The sequence below is a fragment of the Streptomyces sp. SCA2-17 genome (assembly GCF_044336695.1).
In genome coordinates this window covers 6576757-6598932 of record NZ_CP117521.1, presented here as the reverse complement: position 1 = coordinate 6598932, position 22176 = coordinate 6576757, and the positions used below count along the sequence as shown (strand labels likewise).

General features: G+C 69.7%; 12 protein-coding genes and 1 pseudogene. 9 read left to right on the top strand and 4 right to left on the bottom strand.

Features of this window, described 5'->3' with window-relative positions; translation table 11 throughout:
• Nucleotides 1-163: 163 nt before the first annotated feature.
• The 9 genes from PS271_RS29345 (at nucleotide 164) to PS271_RS29305 (ending at nucleotide 17682) form a co-directional block, all read left to right on the top strand.
• Nucleotides 164-1375: an AMP-binding protein gene (locus PS271_RS29345; protein ID WP_398386056.1), complete on the top strand. Its 1212-nt coding sequence runs from the start codon at nucleotides 164-166 to the stop codon at nucleotides 1373-1375.
• Nucleotides 1372-2181, top strand: a complete 810-nt coding sequence (locus tag PS271_RS29340) for a thioesterase domain-containing protein (RefSeq protein WP_398386055.1) — start codon at nucleotides 1372-1374, stop codon at nucleotides 2179-2181. The genes PS271_RS29345 and PS271_RS29340 overlap by 4 nt, the downstream gene beginning before the upstream one ends.
• Nucleotides 2178-7292 carry an SDR family NAD(P)-dependent oxidoreductase gene (locus PS271_RS29335; RefSeq protein WP_398386053.1) on the top strand — a complete coding sequence of 1705 codons (5115 nt, stop codon included), beginning with the start codon at nucleotides 2178-2180 and terminating at the stop codon, nucleotides 7290-7292. The genes PS271_RS29340 and PS271_RS29335 overlap by 4 nt, the downstream gene beginning before the upstream one ends.
• Complete coding sequence (locus PS271_RS29330) at nucleotides 7289-12274, top strand: non-ribosomal peptide synthetase (protein ID WP_398386051.1); 4986 nt, start codon at nucleotides 7289-7291, stop codon at nucleotides 12272-12274. Before PS271_RS29335 ends, PS271_RS29330 begins: the two co-directional genes overlap by 4 nt.
• Nucleotides 12275-12282: 8 nt before the next feature.
• Nucleotides 12283-13359: a hypothetical protein gene (locus PS271_RS29325; RefSeq protein WP_398386050.1), complete on the top strand. Its 1077-nt coding sequence runs from the start codon at nucleotides 12283-12285 to the stop codon at nucleotides 13357-13359.
• A 71-nt stretch (nucleotides 13360-13430) separates the two neighbouring features.
• Nucleotides 13431-13685, top strand: coding sequence for a hypothetical protein (locus PS271_RS29320; RefSeq protein ID WP_398386049.1), 255 nt, complete (start codon nucleotides 13431-13433; stop codon nucleotides 13683-13685).
• On the top strand, nucleotides 13682-14959 hold the full coding sequence (locus tag PS271_RS29315) for an MFS transporter (protein ID WP_398386047.1): 1278 nt from the start codon (nucleotides 13682-13684) through the stop codon (nucleotides 14957-14959). Before PS271_RS29320 ends, PS271_RS29315 begins: the two co-directional genes overlap by 4 nt.
• On the top strand, nucleotides 14959-16329 hold the full coding sequence (locus PS271_RS29310) for a hypothetical protein (protein ID WP_398386045.1): 1371 nt from the start codon (nucleotides 14959-14961) through the stop codon (nucleotides 16327-16329). Before PS271_RS29315 ends, PS271_RS29310 begins: the two co-directional genes overlap by 1 nt.
• A gap of 3 nt (nucleotides 16330-16332) precedes the next feature.
• The gene (locus PS271_RS29305) at nucleotides 16333-17682 is read left to right on the top strand and encodes a hypothetical protein (protein WP_398386044.1); all 1350 of its coding nucleotides are present in this window, start codon (nucleotides 16333-16335) and stop codon (nucleotides 17680-17682) included.
• A 442-nt stretch (nucleotides 17683-18124) separates the two neighbouring features.
• Here PS271_RS29305 and PS271_RS29300 read toward each other — a convergent pair.
• The 4 genes and pseudogenes from PS271_RS29300 to PS271_RS29285 all read right to left on the bottom strand — a co-directional run.
• A pseudogene (locus PS271_RS29300) lies at nucleotides 18125-18343 on the bottom strand (macro domain-containing protein); the annotation flags it as partial.
• A 1379-nt stretch (nucleotides 18344-19722) separates the two neighbouring features.
• Nucleotides 19723-20319 carry a hypothetical protein gene (locus PS271_RS29295; protein WP_398386043.1) on the bottom strand — a complete coding sequence of 199 codons (597 nt, stop codon included), beginning with the start codon at nucleotides 20317-20319 and terminating at the stop codon, nucleotides 19723-19725.
• Nucleotides 20320-20365: 46 nt separating this feature from the next.
• The gene (locus PS271_RS29290) at nucleotides 20366-20962 is read right to left on the bottom strand and encodes a hypothetical protein (protein WP_398386041.1); all 597 of its coding nucleotides are present in this window, start codon (nucleotides 20960-20962) and stop codon (nucleotides 20366-20368) included.
• Between the two features lie 561 nt (nucleotides 20963-21523).
• Nucleotides 21524-21997: a lipase family protein gene (locus PS271_RS29285; RefSeq protein ID WP_398386040.1), complete on the bottom strand. Its 474-nt coding sequence runs from the start codon at nucleotides 21995-21997 to the stop codon at nucleotides 21524-21526.
• Nucleotides 21998-22176 lie beyond the last annotated feature (179 nt).

The following is a 22176-nucleotide window of genomic DNA, read 5'->3' as shown; positions in this document are numbered from 1 at the left end:
TTCGCGGGGCATCGCCGGTCCTTGGGGCGTGCGGAACATAGCACGCGCCCGGCAACCTGCCATCCCGGTAAGCGAATTGTCCGAGTCGACAATCCGTCGCTGTACCCGGCCCGTCGCTGCCGCCGACTCTGTCCGCATTCCCTTCGATGAGAGGAGCACGCCGATGCGTGAGGCCCAGCCGTTCGCGGCCCACTTCGTCGACATCGAGTCGCCGCGGGCCGAAGAGGTCGTCCAGGAGCACTTACGCGACTCCGGGATGATCACTCTCAGCGGCTTCACCTCCCGCAGCGTCGTCCGCGACTTCGCCGCCCGGATCATGGACATCACCGCGCACCGCGACAGCGACCCCGACGGGCTGACCACCATCCGCGACACCCGACGCCACACGCACCTTGCCGGACTCAACGAGCTTCTGGCGCAGCCAGGGGCCCGGCCGGTCCGGCTGCTGCTGGGCGGTGAGGCGGTGTCGCCTCAGCTCCTCGCTCGGACCGTCGAGGAGTTCCCGGACGTCGAGGTGTGGAACCTGTACGGACCGACGGAGACTACCGCAACCGCGACGGCGGGCCGGCTACTGCCGGGCTGTCCGATCGACGCCGGGGCACCGGTAGCCGGAGCGCGGCTGCTCGTGGTTGACCGCTGGGATGGACCGCTGCCCGAGGGCTTCCCCGGCGAGGTGTGGCTGGCGGGCCCCGGAGTCGCCGCCGGCTATCTGAAGGACGGCCAGGTGTCGCCGTTCGGGACCGTCGCCGTGGACGGCCGGGACATCCCGGCCTACCGGACGGGCGATCTCGGTGTCCTGTCGCACCGCCGTCTCCACCTGCGCGGGCGCAAGGACCGGCAGGTCAAGATCCGCGGGTGGCGGATCGACCCCCAGCAGATCGAGGCGGTTGCCGAGAAGCTCGACGGGACCCGGGCCAGGGTCGTGGTGAGCGACCGTGGCGGGCCCGCGCTCCACCTCTTCCACACCGGGCCGGTATCCGCGGAGGACATGACCGCGCACCTGCGCCGGGAGCTCCCGGCCGCTCTTACACCGACTGTCACGTGCGTCCCCACGTTCCCGCACACGCCCACCGGAAAGCTCGACGAGCAGCGGCTGCTGACCGCCATGAAGCAGACCGGCTGGATCGACCCCGACGAGGCCTACACGCCGGCGGAGCGCGTGGTGGCCGGCGTCTGGCGGAAACTGCTGGAATGCGAATGGCCCAGCCCCAAGGCCGACTTCTTCACCATCGGCGGGCACTCGCTTGCGCTGGCTCGCGTGGTGAACGTGCTCCGTGCGCAGGGCCATGACCGGCTCACGCTCAAGGCCGCCGTCCGCGAACCCACGGTCAGGTCCATGGCAGGCCTCCTCGACCTCACGGTTTCGCCGTCGTGACCGCCGACGTGGGCGAGGGCAATCTCCTGACGCTGCGCGAGAGCGGTTCGTCGGCGCTGGTGTTCGTGCATCCCGCGAGCGGGATGGCTACCGCGTTCCGACGGCTCCCCGCCCATCTTGACGGCGACTACTCCTTGGTGGCCTTCGAGAACGCCGGGCCGGTGGGGACCGGACTATGCTCGGTGGGGCGCCTGTCGGCAGCGTACGCGGCCGAGCTGCTGGCCCACAAGTTCGACAACGTCGTGCTGGCCGGCTGGTCCTTCGGCGGGGCCGTCGCGGTGGAGCTCGCGGCACTGCTGGAAGCCGCCGGGCGGGTGGTGGCCTGTGTTGTTCTGATCGACTCGGCCTCACCCGACGTGCTGGCTTCCAGCGAACGCACGTTCGTCGGCGAGCTGGCGGGCCTGTTCGAGTTCTCGCCGCTGGAGGAGCGCGAACTGGAGTCCACCTCCTCCAGCGAGGAGACCTGGGCGGCGGTCCTACGCGTGCTGCGGGCCCGGTACCAGCTGCCGTCGCTGACCAAGGACGACCTGCAACCCTTCCTGGACGCCTACTCCTGGCACCTGACGGCGTTGCGCGCGCCTTGGACGCCGCCCCAGCTGCGCCTGCCCGTACTCCAGATCAGGGCGCAGCACGAGACCGGGTGGGGCGACGCCCCCACGGACCTGGGGTGGGCGGCCTCCCTGGACGTACCCGTCCAGCTGGCCGAGTCCCCCGGGAACCACTACAGCATGCTCAGCTCGGACAACGTGGCTGTCTTCGCAGATGTTCTGACGTCCTGCCTGAAGCGCCTGGGGTGGCCGAAGTGACGATCGAGGATGACACCATGGAACACGCCTTCTCCAGCCCGAGCGCTGCCCTGGAAAACTGCATAGCCATTGTCGGCATGGCGGTGAGAGCCCCCGAAGCACCGGATCTGGAGTCGTTCCGGGCCGTTGTCGAGGAGGGGGCGGACGCGACCACCACCTGGGGCCCGTCCGACGTCGAAGCGTCCCGGGTCACCACCGCCGGCCTGCTGGCCGACGTCGACCTCTTCGACGCCGCGGCGTTCGGGCTGAGCCCCGCAGAGGCGGAGATCCTCGACCCGCAGCACCGGGTCTTCCTGGAACTGTGCTGGGACGCGCTCGACCGGTCCGGGGTGGTACCCGACCCCGATCTGCTCACAGGTGTCTACGCAGCGGCGGCGCCCAGCAGCTACCAGGTGCCGCCGTTCAGTTCGGAGGCCGCCCGGTACCAGGTGCTGACGAGCAATGAGCCCGACTTCCTGGCCACCCGGGTCAGCTATCTGCTGAACCTCCAGGGCGAGGCGATCAACGTCCAAACCGGTTGCTCCTCCTCGCTCGTTGCCGTCCACCTCGCGGTCGAGAGCCTGCTCTCCGGCAACATCGACGTCGCTCTCGCGGGCGGCGTAACCGTCAACCTCGGCTTGGAGGACGGCTACGTCTTCGAGGAGGGGATGATCGCCTCCCCCAACGGCGTCTGCCGGCCTTTCGACGCCGCCGCAGACGGCGCCGTCCCCGGCAGTGGGGCGGGTGTGGTCGTCCTGCAACGGCTTGAGGACGCGCTCGAACAACGGCGGGTGATCCACGCCGTCATCCGCGGCACCGCGGTCAACAACGACGGCTCCGAGAAGTCGAGCTTCCTGGCGCCCAACCAGCGAGGGCAGGCGGACGTCCTGACCTCCGCCATCTCCCGCGCTGGGGTACCCGCCGAAAGCATCGGCTACCTGGAGACGCACGGCACCGGGACCAGGCTGGGCGACGCTATCGAACTGGCCGCCGCGCAGGACGCGTTCGGCGCTCTGACCAGCGCGGCCCAGTTCTGCGCCGTCGGCTCCCTCAAAGCCAACTTCGGCCACCTGGACCGCGCCGCCGGCGTGGTCGGCCTGATCAAGGTCGTGTTGTGCGTCGAGCGAGGCTTCGTGCCCCCGCTCCGGAACTTCCGGGCGCCCCTTCCTGACTTCCCGGCACAGACCTCGCCGTTCACTTTCCCGACGCAGGCTGAGCAGTGGCACGGGCCCGTCCGCCGAGCTGGTGTCAGCTCCTTCGGGGTCGGCGGGACCAACGCCCACGTAATCGTCGAGCAGCCACCGCCCGGCTACCGGTCCGAGGCCGCGCCTGCACGTGGACCAGTGGCTCTCCCCCTCTCGGCGCCGCAACCATCGGCGCTGACGGCCGTGGAGGAGCGTGTCCTCGGCCACGTCGATCGGCACGGCATCGACCTCGACCTCCTGCACACGCTCGCCCTGGGCCGGCGCCGCCACGGCTACCGGAGCGTGGTCGTCCAGGGCGGGCCCGCGGGCACACGGCGGGTCGCCGGTCCCCGCGTGGATAGGCGGTCCGGCGCTGATGGGGTCGGCGTCGCCCTCGCGACCCTCGACACGCAGCCATGCCAGGGGTTCGAGGAACTACTGAGCCGCTATCCAGCGGCACGCCCCATCTGGGAGTCGACGGCCCGCAGGGCGGGAATCGGCGCCGACGTCCTGGCCCGCGCGCTGCGAGGCGAGGAGGAGGACAAACGGGCCCGCGCCGCGGCGCGGGTTAGCTACCATCTCGTCCTCGTCGAGCTGCTGAGGTCCTTCGGAGTTCGGATCGCGTCGTTCACAGGCCAGGTGCACGACCCGCTGCTGCCCCTTCTGAGGGGCAAGACCGGCCTGGAGCACATCCTCGTCACACCGGGCGGCTCCGGGGACGACACGAGCCCGTCGGCCTCCGAGAAGGGGGTGATCCTCGACCTGGCCGCCGCCATGGCGCATCCCGACGGCTGCACGGTGGGGCTGCTCACGGAGCTCGCGGCCCTGTGGGTCGTCGGCCACGACGTCAACTGGGACGCGGTGAACCGCGCGGAGCAGGGCTCGATCACCGTCCTGCCTGCCTATCCCTTCGACCGGCGTTCCCACTGGGTGCACAGCACCGACGCTGACCCGGTCCCCTCAACGCTGTACGGGCGCTGTGTACTGGAGCACCCCGTCTGGGTGCCGGACCCGGCTCCTCTCCGTGACGGCCTCCGAGTGCCGGCCGAGGTGCGGGTGATCGGCGAGGGAGTGCTCGCCCGGGCGCTGCGTGACCGGTTCGCGGCGATCGGCGCCGCCGAGCGGAAGACGTCCGGAAGCGCCGTCGTGGTCGTCACGGACGAGCCGCGGCTGGCCGCGGCGACCGACCTGGAGGACTTCGACCTGTCGGCGTGGCTCCGGAACACCCTGCTCGGCCCGGCGGGAGCGCTCACCGAGAGCACCTCCGACCTCGTACTGGTCTCCCGGGGCGGCTTCGCCGTCCTCCCCGGGGAGCTTCCCCACCTGCACGCCTCCGGCCTGATCGGGGTGAGCACCTGTGCGCCCCACGAGGTCGTCGGTCTGCGTTCTTCCGTCATCGACCTGGAGCCGCACAACCCGACGGGCCCGGGCCGGGACGCGGACGCCGAGGCCGCGGCGGAGGCCGACTGGATCCTGTTTCACCTCGCGGCCGGCCGGCACGCGGACCGGGCGCTTCGCGGCACCACGTCTTACCGGCGGGTGTACCGATCCGCTCCCGCCGTCAGCCCGAGCATGCTGCGCTGGGGTGGTACCTACCTGGTGCTGGGCGGGACGGGGAACCTTGGGATCAATCTCGCCGAGGCGATCTGTGAACAGACCTGCGCGCGTGTCGTGCTGGCCGGCCGCAGTGCGCAGGCGGCCAAGGCACCGGCCGTGCGGGAGGCCGAGCGCAGGATCCGCGAGTCCGGCTCGGCCCTTGAGTGGGCCACGGTCGACTGCGCGCATCGGTCTGACCTCCAGCGCCTCATCAAGGAGGTCGCTGCCAGCACGGGCCGGATCGACGGCATCTTCCACTTGGCCGGGGACACCGACCGGGACATGTTCCCCGAGCTGTCCGCGGTGACGGAGGAGTCCGCACTGGCCACCGTCCGGGCCAAGGTCGACGGCGCGCGCTTCCTTTCCCTGGAACTCGCGGACGTCGACTACGACTTCGTTGCCATGTACTCCTCGCTCTCCACCGTCATCGGGGCCCGCGCCTTCGGCCCGTACGCCAGCGCCAACGCCTTCCTCGACGCCCTGGCCCAGATGCAGACTCGGCGGACGGGGCGCCCGTGGTTCTCGATCCAGTGGGACGGCTGGTCACACGACGGCAAAGAGAGCGAGCGCGGGCTCAGCAAGGAGGAGGGCGCACTGCTGTTGAGGGCCTCGCTGTGCACCAGGGCCCCGATCGTGGCCCCGGCGACCGAGCCGGTCGAGACCCGCCTGCGGACAATCCGCCGGGACCTGCTGGCGGTGGCCGACAGCGTGGCCGATGGTGTCGGCGGTGCGCAGTACACCGATGCGCTCGACGCCACCCTCGCCGCCCTACGGGTGGTCACCGGCCACAGTGAGGTCTCGGCGGACGAGGCCTTCCTCGCCCTCGGGATCGACTCCCTGCAGATGATGCGGTTCGCTGCCCGGGTGCGTCCGTTGCTCCGCTCGGACGTCCCGCTCGCGCGGCTGATGGCCTGCCGGACTCCCCGGCAGGCGAGTGAACTGCTGGCCGGTCCGGCGATCGCGCCCGCTCCGGTGGGGCCCCGCTCCACCGACGACTTGGGCGATGCCCTCTCAACCATGCAGGAGCGGCTGTTCTACGAGAGCCAGCTGGGCGGGGACATCGACTCCTACAACGTCCCCTTCGGCTGGGCCGTGAACCAGGAGGTCTCCGAGCAGGAGTTACGGGCCGCCGTCGACACGGTGCTCGACGAGCACGCGTCGCTGCGCTCGGTCTTCCGGACCGACCGTGGGGGCGTCGCGCGGCGCACGCCGACCGCGGTCTCCGAGGTCCCGGTCGAGGTGTTCCCCGGACGGCTTGAGGACGACCCGGCGGATGCGCTGCTGGAGGAGTTCATCTCGCGGCCCTTCGACCTCGCCGCGAACTCGACCCGGGTACTCCTGTGGCAGGGGCCGGAGCGGTGGAAGGTGGTCTTCGTCTGCCACCACATCTCCGTCGACGGCTGGTCCACCGACCTCATCGCGGCCTCGCTCTCCGCGCGGCTCACCGGAATGCCGAACAGCCGGCCGGCCGGCGACTACACCGACTTCGTCGCCTGGGAGCGTTCGTTCCGGTCCGGAGCCGGGCACACCGAGCAGCTGGAGTTCTGGCGCCGAAACCTGGCCGACGCGACGCCCACGCTTCCCCCGTCGGACAGCGGGGCCGACCCGAACGACGGCGTCGGCCTGGTCTCGCGCTCGATTCGCCGGGCTGTCCTGATCGGCCTTCAGGAGACCCTCGCGGTCGAAGGCGCGACGCTGTTCGCGGCCGCCCTCTCCGCCTTTTCCAGCTCGCTCGCCCGCTGGTGCCGGACGGACGAGGTGGTGATCGCCACCAACGTCTCCAAGCGTCCGCTCCCGAGCCACGAAAACATCGTGGGACTGCTCGTGGATCCGGTGCTGCTCCGGCTGGGGGAGCAGCGGCCGGACCACGGGCTCTCCTTCGGTGAGAACCTCGCTGGGGTACGAAACCGGCTCCTTGAGTCGATGGGCAATGCCGACATCCCCTTCCTCGACGTGCTGCCGCTGGTGCAGCGCGGCCCCCGGGCCCGGTCCCGCGCCTTCAACGTGATCGCGACCATGTTCGACGGGGAGTCCGCCGACGCGGTGCTGGAGCCGCTGGAGGTCGGGCTTCCCGGGACCGCGAAGTTTCCGCTGGCTGTCGAGTTCCGGACCGCTGCGGGCGAGCTGCGGATTCGGGTGCTCTATGACCGTCAGCTGTACCGGGAGGCGACCATCGTGTCGTTGCTCGACGACATGACGCGCTATCTCGAGACGTTCGCCGCCGAGGGCGCCAGCGGAATGGTCCCCACGGCCGCCGCCCGCCCCGCGCCGTCCACCCGTGCACGCCTGGCAGCACGGCTGACCTCCGCGGTCGGCGGCGAGGGCAAGCAGATCGCAAAGGAGTCACAGTGAGCACGTTGACCGAGCGGCGGGGCCTCTTCGAGGCGTTCCTCCACCAGGCCCGGACCCGTCCGTCCGTGGAGGCGCTGGTCACACCTGCCCGGACTTGGACCTACGGTGATCTCAAACGCGACGCGACGGCGCTGGCCGGGCGGCTGACCGCCGCCGGGGTCCGTCCCGGCGACCTGGTGGGCGTTCTCGGCGACCAGCAGGGCACCACCGTGGTCGCCATGATTGGCGTGCTGGCGAGCGGCGCCGCCTTCTGCCGGATCGACCCCTCGCTGCCGGACCACCGGCGCGAGCAGATGCTCCAGGACCTCGACGGCCCGGTGCTCGTCGACGCCGACCGGGACGTACTGGTGCCCTGCCCGCAAGCCGCCCGTGAGTCCAGTGCCGGCTCCCACCGCGAGGCGTCCGGCCTCCCTGGGCGGCGACCGGAGACCGGGCTCGCCTACGCCATGTTCACTTCCGGGTCCACGGGCCGGCCGAAGGGGGTGCTCGTCGGAGCGGACAGCCTGCTCAACATGCTGTCATCGCTGCACGAGCTCGCCCCCTGCGCCGAAGGATTCCGGGGTGCTCTGCTGGCGCCGCTTAGCTTCGACGTGTCCATGTGGGAGGTCTTCTCGACCCTGGTCTACGGAGGCACCCTCGTCGTTCCGCCGAAGGAGGCCGTCCTCGATCCCCGCGAGCTGTGGGACTTCCTGGTCCGCGAGCGGGTGAACAGCGCCTACGTGGCGCCAGCGCTGCTGGCCGGACTGGTCGCGGAGGCGAAGCGGGAGGGGGCGGCGGCAACGCTGGAACGGCTGCTGGTGGGGGTCGAGCCGATCCCCCAGTCGCTGCTGGCGAACCTGCTCGACGCACGGCCAGGACTGCGGATCGTCAACGGCTACGGGCCCACCGAGACGACCGTGACCGCGACGCTCCACCTGGTCGGCCGCGAGGACCCGTACCGGCGCGTTCCCATAGGCCGCCCGGTCGTCGGCACGATCGTCCGGCTGCTCGGCGACGACGGTGCCGAAGTGCCGGACGGGGAGGTCGGCGAGATCGTGGTGTCGGGTGCCGCGGTGGCCCGCGGCTACCTGGGGGAGGAACAGGGCGGCTTCACCATCGAGTCCGGCACCCGCGGCTACCGGACCGGCGACTACGCCAAACTGCTGGAACAGGGGGTGCTGGAGTTCGTCGGCCGCCGGGACCAGCAGGTCAAGATCGACGGATTCCGGGTCGAACTGTCCGATGTGGAACTGGCCATGACAGCACATCTGTTGGTGCGCCGGGCCGTGGCCTTCACCACGGAGGGGCCCGACGGAAAGCCGCGCCTCGTCTGCGCCGCGGAGGCGCCGGAGTCCGTCAGCGAAGCCGAGCTGATCGATTTCGCCGCGCAGCGCCTCCCGCGTCATCTGACGCCCGGCCGGATCCTGGTCGTGTCGGCCTGGCCCCTGACCGCGAACGGCAAGGTCGACCTCGCCGCGCTCACCTCGCAGGTGGGCGCCCGTCCCGCCGGACTGCCGTACCTGCCCCCCGAGACGCCGCTGGAGGAGCAACTGGCCGCCGTATACGCCACGCAGCTCAACGTGGACACGGTCGGCGTCGAGGACGACTTCCGGCTGCTCGGGGGTGCCTCCAGCGACGCGGTGCGGCTCGCCGTGCAGCTGAGGGGTCTGGGCATCCAGGTCACCGGCGGCGCGATCCTCAGGTGCGGGACGATCCGGGCCCTGCTGGCGGAGCCTGTGGAGACGTGGGCGGACCCGACGCCAGGACGCAGCCTCCTGGGCGGCCATCCGGCCACCCAGGAGCAGGCGGGTGTGTGGGCCTGGCGGGAGCTGAACCCCTCCTCGGCCTCGACCACCGTGCTGTCCGGCGTGGAGATCGAGGGGCCGGTCGACGCCTCGGCCCTGGAGAAGGCGTTCTCGGTCGTGGTGCGGCGCCACCCGTCCCTGCGGACCACCTTCGCCCCGGACGAGACCGGCCGGGTCGCGCAGCGGGTCGGCGAGGCGCCGGCCGGACGGTTCTCGGTGCGCGCGGTGGAGGGCCGGGAGGCGGTGCACCGGCGCTTCGAGGAGCTCGGCGCCCACCGCTTCGACGTGACCTCGGAGTGCTGGGCCGCGGAGCTGCTGATATCCGACGGGTGTGCCGTCCTCCTTGTCGCCGCAGACCACAGCGTCTTCGACGGGGAGTCCGCAGTCATCCTCCAGGCCGATCTGGCCCGCGCCTACGACGGGCTCCTTCCCGAGGGCGAGGTACCGGGGCCCGCGGCGCACCGGGCCGGGCTGGTCAGCTCCGGTACGGACCGTACGGCGCTGGAGGAGTACTGGAGCACCCGGGCGGTAGCCGCCGACCTCTCCCGCTCCGTCCTGCCCGAGCTGTTCGACGAGGACGTCACCGTGGCCCGCCCCCGGCGGCTGGAGCAGCGCTCCTTCATGCTCGCCGGCGAGGAGCTGGCCGGCTTGCGCGACCTGACGCGCACGACCGGCGCCACACCCGTCACCGTGCTGCTGGCAGCGGTCAAGGCCGTGTCCCGGCTGCGGTCGGGAGTCGCCCGTAACGCGGTCTGCCTGGCGCGCTCCCGGCGCGAGGAGGTCGGCGCGGTCGACGCGATCGGCATGTACGTCACTCTGCTGCCCGTCTACGACGAGGTGTCGCCGGCCCTTCAGGGCCGGTCGACGTTCCGCGAGCACCTGGCGCAGGTGACGGCGACGGCCGGGGAGGCCCTGGAGCACGCCCGTCTCTCCTATGAGGAGATCCTGCGCGTCCTCCCGGACTCGGGCCAGCCGGGAGCGCCCGCTGTCGTCGTGGTGGAGGAGCTGACTCCGGAGCCCGCGCTGACTGTGGATCGGCTCCGCCTCAGCGCCTACCCGCGGACGTACCCGGTGAACGCCATCTACGACCTCACCGTCTTCGTCCGCCGGCGCCCGGGGTCGGTACCCGGCTGGGAGGTGACGGTAGTCGGGGACGCCGGAGGTCGCCTGGAGCACGCCGTCGCGACCTTCACCGAGGCCCTGTCCGGGTTCGTCCGGTCGGCGCTCCGCCGTCCGGACGCGCCCGTCGGCAGCCTGCCCTACCTCACCGGGGCCGAACGTGTGCTGATCGACACGGCGGTGCACGGCTTCTCGGCTCCACAGGACGAAGCGGCTCCGACCAGCCTGACTGCGGCGGTCGCCGCCCATGTGGTGCGGCAACCGCACCGACCGGCGGTCGAGTTCGACGGGACGGTGCTCACGTACGAGCAGCTGTGGCAGCGGGCACACGAACTCGCGGCCGTGTTGCGGCCCACCCCGTCGGAGCCGGCGATAGCCGTGGTGCTCCCGAAGAGTCCGGACCTTGTGGCCGCCTTCCTGGCCTGTCTGCTGACCGGCTACGCGTACCTGCCGCTGACCCCGGAACACGCAGCGACCCGGCTGCCCGCGCTGGTACGCAACAACGGTGTACGGCAGTGCATCACATCCATCGGGGTGGCACGTGGCCTCGACCTCGACGGCTGCCTGGCCATCCTCGTCGACGAGGTCGCGCCACAGGGCCCGGACGCCCGTCCCGCGCTCGGCGACTTCCGGCGGGAGGAGGACTCTGGCACGGCCCCCGCGTACGTCATGCCCACCTCGGGCAGCACTGGGCCTGCCAAGCTGGTGCGCGTACCGCAGTCCGCCGTCTGCCGCCTGGTGATCGGGAACTCCACGCTCCCGCTGGACGAGCACGATCGCATCATGCTCGTAACGAATTCCTCCTTCGACCCGGCCGCGTGGGAGGTCTGGGGCGCGCTGGCAAACGGCGGCACCGTCGTCGTTCCCACCTCCGAGGATCTCTCCACCCCGCAGGCTCTCTGCCAGGCGCTCGAACGAGATGACATCAGGTCGGGGTTCTTCGCCACGCCGCTGTTCGCCCAGATGGTCGCCGCGGAGCTGCCCGGCCTGGGCCGCATGCGGCAGATCGTGGTCGGTGGCGAGGCCGTCCCGGCCCAACTCTTCATTCAAGCCGCTGCCTTCGTCCCGGACACGAGGCTGGTGGACGGCTATGGGCCGACGGAGAACAGCGTCTACTCCTGCTGCTACCGCTACGACCCAGCTGACGGCTACGAGCGCAGGCTGCCGATCGGACCGCCGCGCGACGGCACCGGCGCGGTGGTGCTCGCAGAGGGCCTGCACGTGGTCGCCCCCGGGATGCCCGGTGAACTCGTCGTAACTGGGAGCGGGTTGGCCGACGGCTACGCCGGCGACGAGGCACAGACCGCCGCACGCTTCATCCGGCTGCCCGAGGAACTTGGCGGCCGCGGCTACCGCACGGGCGACGGATCCCGTCTACTGCCTTCAGGTGACTTCGACTACCTGGGCAGACTCGACTTGCAGCTGAAGATCCGCGGCTTCCGGGTGGAGCCGAGTGACGTGGAGAGCGTGCTGCGGCAGCACCCGGACGTACGCCGGGCGGTCGCCTTCGACGTCAAGACAGCTACGGGTTCACTGCTCTGCGCGGCCGTCGAGCCCGCCGGACTCAACAGCCAGACGCTCCGTCAGTTCGTGGCTGATAAGGTGCCGGAATATCTCGTGCCCGCACGTGTGCTCTCGGTGGACATCATGCCCGTGACTGCACAGGGAAAGACCGACGTCAACAAACTCAGCATGTTGGCAGCCGCAATGCACAGCGCTCACGACGGAGCGGTGACGGCGACCGAGACCGTTCTGCTGGACGTGTGGCGGGATGTGCTGGCGCTAGAGGGGGTGGACGTCGAGGCGGATCTTTTCGAGCTCGGGGCGAACTCGCTGTCCATCCTGACCGCCGCCGCCCGGGCGTCCGAGAGGCTCCCGGGTCCGCTGCCCGCGCACCTCGTCTACGAGACGCGCACCATCCGAGCGTTGGCCGCCAGGCTCGACACCCAGGGCGGCGCAGGCTCGCACTACGACCCGAGCCGAATCCAGCAGCGGTCAGCCCGCAGGCGCGTCGCTGTGCAGGGCAGAGCAACTCCATCAAGAACTGACAGGCCAACCGACCGAGGGATAGAGGAATAACCGACGCCATGCAACCCGACCAGAGCAACGTCCACCTCCGCCCCGGCCGAGCACACCAGGATTGGTCGAACCGGCTCGCCGCCCTGGCCCCCGGGGAAGCCAGGCGGCTCGGGCGGGAAATTGAGCACAGCTGCAGGGAGCTAGGCATCTGGCAGTACACCGACCTCGTCCCGCTTCAGCCCTTCGTGGTCGATACGGCCGGAGGTCGGGGTCTCGACGACCTGAACGCGCAGCTCGGACAGCTGCTGGTTTCCTACGCGCTGGATATTGCGGACGGGGACTACGGGCGGCTCGCGGACCGGACAGGGGTTCCGGTCGAAGCACGGTGGTTCCTGCCCTCCGCCCAGCCGCTGGGCCGGGCGCTCGGCTGCTCCCGCGCGGACGTCCTGGTCCAGGCGGGCCGCCCCCAGTTCCTGGAGTTCAACTTCGGTGCGTGCCTCAACGGGGCAACCTCGACCCCGATCTTGACCCGCGCCTTGATGGAGTCCGGCCCCGGAATCGAGGCCCGCCGGGCACACGGGATCGCGACGGAGTCGGTCTTCGCCGCGCGGCTAGCCTGGCTGATGGACCACCTCCCCGATCGCACCGGCCGGGTGGCCCTGCTGGGCTTCGCCCGGGACGGCGACGAAGGCTCCCTGCGCGCCTTCGAGCTGGAGGCCGCCCACCACGCGGCGTACGGGGTTGCCTGCGACTTCGTGCCCTTCGACGAGGTCGACATCGACGCGAGCGGACTGCACTGGCAGGGCATCACCTACTCCGCGGCTGTGAAGTACTTCATGGTCGGGGAGCGAGTGTTCGGGGAACACGCCGACAAGCTGGCCGCGCTGGAGCAGAGCGGTGTGCCTCTCTTTGGCGGCCAACTTGCGGCCTTATTCACCAGCAAGGCACTCACGGCCGACCTGTTCCAGAGCACCAATCTGTCGTCGGCGCAACGGCGCTTCTCGACTACGTCCCCTGGACGGCCCGACTACGGGAGGGACCGGCCCGCCGCGGTGAGGGCGTGGTCGACGCTGCTCAATGGGCGGCCGACCACCGGGAGCAGGCGGTGCTCAAGCCCTGCAACGCATTCGGCTCACGAGGGGTAACTCTCGGCGCCGTTACTCCAGCCAGCGACTGGGAGCAGGTCCTCCACGACGCCGTCCGGAGCGGCGACTACGTGGTGCAGGAGGCCGTTGAGCCCGACCCCTGGCCGCTCGCCTACTGGGACCTCAAGCGGGAGGAGATCACCACCGTTGAGGCACCCGTCCTGCTCGGCCCGTTTCGCGTCGGCGAACGCAGTGGCGGCTGCTACACCAAGCAGCCTGGCCTAAACGATCCGGCCCGGCTGGTGCGCAGCCGCGACGGGCTCTCCTTCGGCTGTGTGGTGACCGCTGGCGAGATCGGCCCGTCGGCCACGGGAGTGCAGGGGTGATCCTCCTCGGTAAGAAGGCGGCACGCCGTATAGGGGATGCCGAGGGCAGCGACCAGACCCGGAAGGGTGACTGTCGGCTAACCCGGCTGTTCGTCGCCTTCGGCTTCGCGAACATCGCCGATGGCGTGAGCCTCGTTCTGCTGCCGCTCGTTACCCTCTCGCTCACCCGCTCCCCGCTCGCGCTAACCGCCGTGGCGCTGGCCCGCACCCTGCCCTGGTCGGTGCTGTCCATGGTGATCGGGGTGGTGGCCGACCGCCGTCCGCTGCGTACCTTGATGATCGCCGCCAACCTGACCCGGTTCGTGGTCATGGCCTCGCTCGCAGTCCTGTTCGTCCTCGGGAGGTTGCCGCTCGTCCTGGTCGTTGCCGGAGCCGGCGTGATCGGTGTCTGCGAGGTCTTCTACGACATCGCGGCGCAAACCTCCCTGCCCAGACTGGTGCAGCACGAGGCGCTGGAGAAGGCGAACTCGCGCCAGACGATGATCGCCGAGTCACTGCACGGCATGGCGGGCCCGGCGCTGGGCGGCCTGGTCTCCACCATTGGCCCTGGCATTGCGCTGGCCGGTGCGGGCGCGTGCTACCTCATCGCGGGCCTGCTCGGCCTGCGGCTGCCACACCTGCGGCCGGAGGGCACCGCCAAGGGGCGGCTCAGGGCGGAGTTCCTGAGCGGCATCCGGACCGTCTGGTCAGAGCCGCTGCTCCGGGTCTTCCTCGTCATGACGGGGTTCGGAGCGGTCTCCTTCGCCGGCTGGCAGGCGATGCTCAGCCTGTTCGCGCTCGGGTCCGGACCAGTGCACCTCAGCAACTTCGAGTTCGGCCTGATCTACACGGTCGGATCCTTGGGCGGTGTGCTCGCGGCCGCCGCGATGCCGGCGCTCACCACCCGTCTGTCACGGACCACGCTGATCGTCGGCTGCCGCCTGCTCGCGGTCGGCAGCCTGGCGCTGCCCTTCTTCCTCCCCACCTTCCTGGGCTGCGCCCTGGCGGTCACCGGTTACAGCGTGGCCGTCATCGTCTGGAACGTGGTGACTGTGTCCTACCGGCAGCGCAGCCTCCCGGTGTCCGTCCTCGGCCGCAGCAACGCCTCCTACCGCACCGTGGCCTGGGGGTTACTGCCACTGGGACCGGTCGTGGCAGGGCTGGTCAGCCAGGCCGTCGGCCCGGCGATCGCTCTGCTCACCATGAGCGGGCTCAGCGCACTCTCCCTGCTCCTACTCCCCGCAGTCCACCGCCGTCGGGCCATGCTCGACACAGAACACCCTGAGATGGCGTAATGGCAACTACCAGACTGGACACCCACCTGCTGGACTGTGGGGTCGGCAGCAGCCGGGGCCGGTGGATAGCCGAGCGCGTGGACGAGGCCATGTCCATCGGCCCGTACCGCCACGTCGACGCAGCCGTTCCGCTGCGGCCGCTGTACCTGCCGACGAAGGAGATCGCCGACCTCGCCCGGATCGGCCGCCGCCTCGCCCGGCTGCTCGTCAGGACCTGCCGAGCCAGGGCGGGAAGTGCGATCGAACTGGAGCCTCTGCTCCGCTACGAGCGGCCCGCCGAGTCACTGCTGACGGACAGCCGGGCACAGAACCGGTTCGCCCTGGACTCGCTGCGCCCTGACATCGTGATCAGCGAGGGCATGCCCAAGGTCGTCGAATGCAACATCAACTCGGCCATCGCTGGCCCCGAACAAGTGGCCGCCCTCAACGGGCTGTACCGTCGGCACCTGCTCGGACACCCGGAGACCGCCGCCCTGCTCCCCGAGGCCCAGATCCTCGAACCGCTGCCGCTGCGCGCCCAGGTGGTGGCGGCAGCCTCCGCCGCCTTTCACGGCGCGCCGGGCACGGTCGCCGTCATGGGCTGGGCCGAGGAGGGCTTCGGAGCCGAAGAGTACTTCGCCGACGTTCTAGCGGAACTCCGACGGGCCGGACTCGACGCCCACTTCGCCCTGCCCGGGCAGCTCTCCTGGCACGCCGACCGGCTCCTCTCGCACCGGGGTCCGGTCGGCACGGTCCTGCGCACGTTCGTCACGGCCGACGCCGAGGAGGCGGGGCTGGACCTTTCGCCGGTGCGTCGTGCATTGGCTGCCGACCAGGCCCTGGTACTCGCTCCGGAGGTCGGCTCACTCCTCGCGTCCAAGCTCGTGCTGGCGTGGCTGAGTTCCGACGCCGACGCACAGCGGCTCGCCCCGGCAGACGCCGCCTTCGTGGCACGCCACCTGCCGTGGACCCGTGAGGTCCGCGACGAGCGCGTGACCTGGCGCAACCGTCCGACCGACCTGCTGCCGCTGCTCCATCGCGAACGGCACCGGTTCATCCTCAAGCCCCTGAACCAGTACGGCGGCTCCGGCGCGGTCGTCGGTCGGGACACCGACGCCAGAGCATGGGCCGACGCCTTGCGGCTTGCTGAGCAGTCGCAGCGCTACGTGGCGCAGGAGTTCTTCCGTCCCGACCCGGTGGAACTTCCCGTATTCCGAGCGGGCGGCCTCGAGCCCCACCTACTCACGGGAACCGCGGTGTTCAGCCCGATGCTCTTCGGCTGGCGGATGGGCGGTCTGCTGGCCCGCATCGTCCCGGACCGCGAGCGGTCGATCGTTAACGCCGCGACCGGCGGCCTGATGAACTGCGTATGGGGCACGAAGGAGAACTAGCCGATGCCAGACATATGGGATGAGACCCATCCCGCCCATGCAGCGCAGTGGTCGGCGGGGAACCCTGCCAAGGCCGCCGCCGCAGCCGAGCTGATCAACGCCAGACTCAACGGGCTGCGGTTTGCCTCGGCCGACGATCTGACCGCCTTGCGTCCCACCATCCTGGCATCCGGGCTCCGCGAGGAATTGGCCCGGGCGGCCCGCCGCCTGGTCGACGTGATCACCCACTACTGCTGGGGACTCACCGGCGACCCGCGGGAACTTGCCCGACTCTGCGGCCTGGAACCGCACCAGCAGCCCTTCCTCGATGCGGCCAGCCCACAGCTCGAACGGGCCCTCGCCGCCTGCAACGCCCGCCCGGACGCCCTCCTCCGAGACGGGGTACCCGTCTTCCTGGAAGCCAACTTCGGGGCTGCGAACAGCAGCCCCATCACCACGAACGCGCTGCTCCCAGTCTACGAGGAGCTCTACGGATGCGTCCCGACCACTGGCCAGGCGGAACTCCGCGAGCCCTTCGCCGCTCGTGCAGCCCTGTACTCCCGCATCTGCGAGGACTACGGATTCGATCGGCGGGTCCTGATCCTCGGGACGGTGCGCGAACCGGACATCGGCTCGGCCCGGTACCTGGAGGCGGAAGCTGACTACCTCGGTGCTCACGGCTTCGAAAGCCGGTATGTCGAGCCCGATTTCTTCGCCACCCCGCGCGGCCACGACGTGGCGCGGAGCGGGGGGATCGTACTGAAGCACTTCCTGCCCGAAGAGTGGCAATCACTCGGCTTCAACATCCCCTGGCCGGACCTGCGGAGCGCTCATCGCACCATGGCCTGGATCGTGCCCGACTCCGGCCTCTCACTGTCCAGCAAGCTCGTGTTCGGTTGGCTGAGCCAGCACAGCGACCGTCTCGACCCCGACGACGCAGCCTTCGTCAGAAGGCACATCCCTTGGACACGCGTACTGGACGGCAAAGACCTCGACTTCCGGGGAACGACCTACGCACCAACAAAGCTACTCACCGAGTTCCAGTCGGACCTGGTCCTCAAGCCCGCAACCTCCTGCGCCGGCCAGGGTGTCCTCGTGGGCCGAGCCACACGCGAATCCGTCTGGGCTGACAAGGTGGCCCGTGTCGCGTCCGCGGGAACACATGTTGTCCAGGAACGTGTCGAGGCGGACGAGCTGGTGATGGATTTCTACGATGCGTCGGCGAAGTCCGTCGTGCGCAAACCCGTCTCCTATGTCCTGGGGCCCTATGTAGTCGACGGCCGCAGCGCAGGTTGTTCTATTCGGCACACCGTCTCTTCGGAATCCGGCATCGTCAACCACGCCAGCGGAGCTGGGATAAACATCGTGCTCTAGAAGGCGGCCGGCCAAGACCGGCGTCGCCCGCAGCGAGGACCACCGCCCGTCATGTGAGACCAGCCTAATGATGCATACCACCCCCGGCCAGGTCCGCGAACGCTTCCTTGCCAACGACATCAGCCAGCGACGCGTCCGCTGTCTGATCCTGGCTCTGAACCAGAAGTCTGTGAAGGTCAAGGTCGGGTGAGGACCCGGATGTGGAGGAACTTGAACGAGGCCCAGCCGTACATGACCCCCTTGAGGTTTTTCACCCTGTTTCCGTGATCCTCCACGATGCCGGAGAACCACGGCAGGGCGAGTCCAACGGTGACGGCAGCGCGGTCCTGGCGAAGGAACCCGGCGAAGCCCCGAACGGGATCGGGAGCATCGTGTTCTGCCTGTCGGATCCTCGACCATGAGCGCGGTCCCGGCAGATGCTCTCGGTAGAGACGCGGGTCAGTCACCCCACCTGACAGGTGAAAGCCTCGTACGCCGGCGCGTCGAAGAGTACGAAACGGACCCCTCCACTAACGTCGGCGTCTGCCGGACTGTCTCGACCGCGATGCGGGACGCGCCTTTCAGAGGCCATCCGCAGACACCCGTGAAGATGGCTGGGAAGTCGACCGACTTCGCTCTCGTCTGCGATCCGCGGGGAGTCCCGATAGCAGGACGCCAGTAGCGACTCGTCGCCGCCGGAAACCTGAACACCGGGCCACGATATGGACGGTCCTGAGCGGTCATGTACGTCCGGCTACCTCTTTCCGCCGCCGCAGGCGGAGCGGGACGCCTTGCACGGAAGATCTGCTCAGCGATCCGCCGACCCGCACCTCCACTCCAGGGGCCATCGCATCCCTTGAGAGGCCGCGTCCGCCCTCGCAACACAAGGCCAGGGCGCCGAATGCCCTGTCGAGGAGCGGACCTCGCCGCTGAAGAACACCGAGACCCCTGCCAGCACTCTGTCCGGCAGGAGCCCCAGCGACCATCACGTGTCACGTCGCTGTCACCAACACCATCGACACACCGGGACCACAGCGGCCCCACCTGCATGAACAGCAGCGACATAGACCACGTGGACACCAGCAGACGCTTCCGCCTACCTGTGCCAGGTGGTATCGAGTGCGGGGCCGACGACCACGGCAGGCCCGCACTCAAAGCTGCCGATCCGGGACCCAGCCGACCTCGGCGGCCTCGTCCTCGCCGAACGGCGACCTCGCTGTCCCCCAGCTCGGGGACGCTGGTGCCAACCCCGAGAGCCACTTGTCGAACCTGTCGCGCTCGACCCTCGAACTACAGAAAGAGCAAGCTCGCCTTCCAGGCATTGACCTCATCGGAGGCGACGTCCTCCACATAGGGCGGACCCAGGTGGCGTGAAGGTCTCCCAACACATCGGGCCGAGGAGTCCTCCGGCCCAACGCAGGGTCCGATCCATGCCCGAATGAAGAAGTTCAACGCTCCGTAGTCAGCACCAAGTCAGCACGGGATAGGTGACCAGGGGTGCTGACGTGGGATTTTAGTCAGCACCAAGTCAGCACGGGAATCCGCACCCAAGTGCCAGATCATCCCAATCACGACATCACTCCGTGCCGAATTCCTAAATCGAGTTGAGCGACACGCAGGGCCCGCGGCGCCCCCTCATAGGCGCCGCCCTCACACCCCGCCCCCGAAGTGTGGTCTCCCGCCACATAGGCCATTGACCTGCACCTTCCTACGGTATGGCGACGCAATGACGCGCCCCTGGCCCACCCGGAAGTGATGACCATGACCACCCCTCCCCCACCCACCCCAACTCCCAACTCGCTCTCCAAAATCGTCGTCGCGAGCCTCATCGGGACCACTATCGAGTGGTACGACAACCCATCCGGTCAGAGCTATGACCTGGGCTTTCCCCCTTGATGAGGCGCGGGAGGCAGCACCGAACCAGCACGGGATCCTGCCCGACCCCCCGGCTGATGGTCTGCAGGGCGGGCGAACCGGCCACCGGTGGGGCGCCCTCAGTATCGGTGTTCACCACTCTCCGTGATCATGCGGCGGAGCGCATATCAGCTCAGGCCCAGTCGGTCAGGTCGTAGACGGCTTCGCACAGGGGGTCGTGGGCGTTGTGGCCCTGGTGAGCGGCCAGGGTCGTGGGTTCCTCCGGGCGCAGGAGCGCGATGAGCCGATGGTGCGACCCTCATGGCCGAGGTAGACACGGACGACGCCGGGGGCGTGATGGTCGAACCCCGTCAGGACGTAGAGCTCGGGAGCCGCGGAGGGCGTCGCGCCGTGCCAGAGCGGGTCGCCGACGAGGTCGGCAACGAGGTAGTCGATGCCGTCGTCCAGGGTGACCTCGGCTGCTTCGGGAACGATCGAGCCGACCAGTGCGGCCACGTCGACGTACGGAGCCTCCTGCCGCTCGGCGGCCAGGGAAACCGTTCCCGCGGCCAGTCCGCCGGCCGTATGGCGCAGAGCTCCGACGTACCACCAGCTGCCACGCTCCCAGCCGAAGCTGGTCGGCAGGTCCACGAGGACGTTCTGTCCCGCGCTGTCGGCGAGGCGGACGCGGATGCGGTCCCCGTCCGGCCACATCAACGCGCGGATGCGCCACTCGGTGGCCGGGAGGGGTACACCGATGAAGCGGCGCAGTACCAGAAGGGCTTCGGTGAAGTGGTCGTCCATGAGCGGTCTCTCCCCGTCCTCGTCCAGCCGCCGCCGGTGGTGATGCTCACAGGTCGTTGACCCAGTCGAGGCAGAGGGTCTGGCCCACGCGATACGCGGTCACGGTGCCCAGCGGGCGCCCGTCAGGGGTCCTCTCACCTCCAGGCCCCCGGTCGCCGCGCTCGGCGACGCTGACCGTGATCATGCGTACCTGGCCGCTGCTGGTGGCGATGACGCCCCAGTACTCGGCCCGGCTGCCGGAAACCTTGTCGGCCCTCCCGTGATACGGGGCGTCGATCGCCTTCTCGCTGCGCATGTTGTGCTTGGACGAGGCATGCTGCCGCCCGAAAGCGGCGGTGCCGTGGCGGGTCGGGATGTCGTGACCGTCCCAGTCACGCACGGACCAGTTGACCTTGTGCCAGGGCTGCTGAGGGTCGAGCACTGCTCCAACCGCCGGTGCCAAAGGGTCGGAGAGCATCCGGACACCGGCCACCCGAGCAGACTGCTCGCCGAAGGGCTTGACGTACTCCTCGTTGGAATACGTGTACAGCTCGCCCTCGCCATCGCGTCCTGCGGCCCACACCATTCCCGGCGCGACGAACAGGACGGACAGACATATCGCCATGAGCACGGGCAGACCACGCCGCATCAGGTTTTCAACCACACCACAGGTTGTACCGGGCCGGATGGTCGTCCTCGGGGGATTCTGGTACTCACCTCACCCATACGGCTGCACTCCCCCTGCAGAGAGCTGTCGGCATCAGGCCGTGAGGGCAGACGTGGATGAGACACCCGCTCGCAGGCTCGTCACCGCACACAGCCGGATCTGTGTGCGGCGGCCGGATTCGTGCCTCCAACCATCGCAGCCCCGGTATGAATCGGCTGCGATTCTCCAGCACCAGCCATGGCCGGGCCCGCCGGACGAGCAGGCCGAGGCGGAACAGTCTCTCGACGGCGGCGCCGGCCCTACCCCTATGGATCAGGATGCGGGGCTCCACGTCTCGATCTGGGCCGTATCACCGGCTCAGGATGCCACCGGCCCAACCTCAAAGGAGGTAAGTGCCCCGACCGCATCGGCCACGGAAGCCTGCGCGAGGTATCCCACGGCGTCGTGTGGGGCGGCGAAGCCATTGTTGACCCGGTTGTCCGCGAGGGATCCCGACGTCACGACGTGTGCGAGACCGGCTCCCGCGGTGACCGGGTCGCCGTCAGCGTGGAAGTTGTGTCAGGCGAGCGACTCCGGCACGACCAATTGCGCGTCGCCCGGCAAGCTACGGCGCACCGTGAACCAGCCGAGCGGGGAGCCGAGTGGGGAGCCGCAGGTGATCAGGGGGTGGATGCCGGGATCCCGTAGCTCCCTGCGGTGCAGCATGTCGTACGCGATCACACTGCCGAGCGAGTGAGCGATGAGGACACGCGCCCCGGAGCGCTCGACCTCGGCCCGGACCACCTTGCGGATCTGCTCGCCGAGCGCCTCGTCGTACAGGTAGCGATAGGCTTGCCGGACCAGGACCAGGGCCTTTGCCCCCGCCCCGCGCCCGTGGCGGGCGTCTGCCGCCGCGAGGCGACGAGTGACCGCGTTCGGGACATACGGCAAAGGAGGACCCAGCGTCCCTGGGGAGGGGATGGCCTCAGGCAGCGGGCCAGGCGCATAGGCCGTGAGGACCTGCAGGACGAACTCCTCCTCTCGCTCGTCCATTGGGCCGTCCGCCCCGGGTACTTGCTCGTCCACCGAACCCAGACGTCGTTCGGCACCGGGCGCGTCTGGCTTGTAGAGGCCGGTGCAGTGCGGCCTGCCGATGAAGGCCGCCGCGGCCCGCCCCTCAGCATCGGCGCCCCGGGCCGCACCAAGCGTTGAACTCCCGGCCAGCAAGCGCC

What these genes read in the sequence shown, in the direction of transcription:
- PS271_RS29305 (WP_398386044.1), top strand. Translation starts at nt 16,333, where the DNA reads ATGCCAGACATATGGGATGAGACCCATCCCGCCCATGCAGCGCAGTGG.
- PS271_RS29285 (WP_398386040.1), bottom strand. Translation starts at nt 21,997, where the DNA reads ATGGACGAGCGAGAGGAGGAGTTCGTCCTGCAGGTCCTCACGGCCTAT.
- PS271_RS29310 (WP_398386045.1), top strand. Translation starts at nt 14,959, where the DNA reads ATGGCAACTACCAGACTGGACACCCACCTGCTGGACTGTGGGGTCGGC.
- PS271_RS29345 (WP_398386056.1), top strand. Translation starts at nt 164, where the DNA reads ATGCGTGAGGCCCAGCCGTTCGCGGCCCACTTCGTCGACATCGAGTCG.
- PS271_RS29325 (WP_398386050.1), top strand. Translation starts at nt 12,283, where the DNA reads ATGCAACCCGACCAGAGCAACGTCCACCTCCGCCCCGGCCGAGCACAC.
- PS271_RS29295 (WP_398386043.1), bottom strand. Translation starts at nt 20,319, where the DNA reads ATGGACGACCACTTCACCGAAGCCCTTCTGGTACTGCGCCGCTTCATC.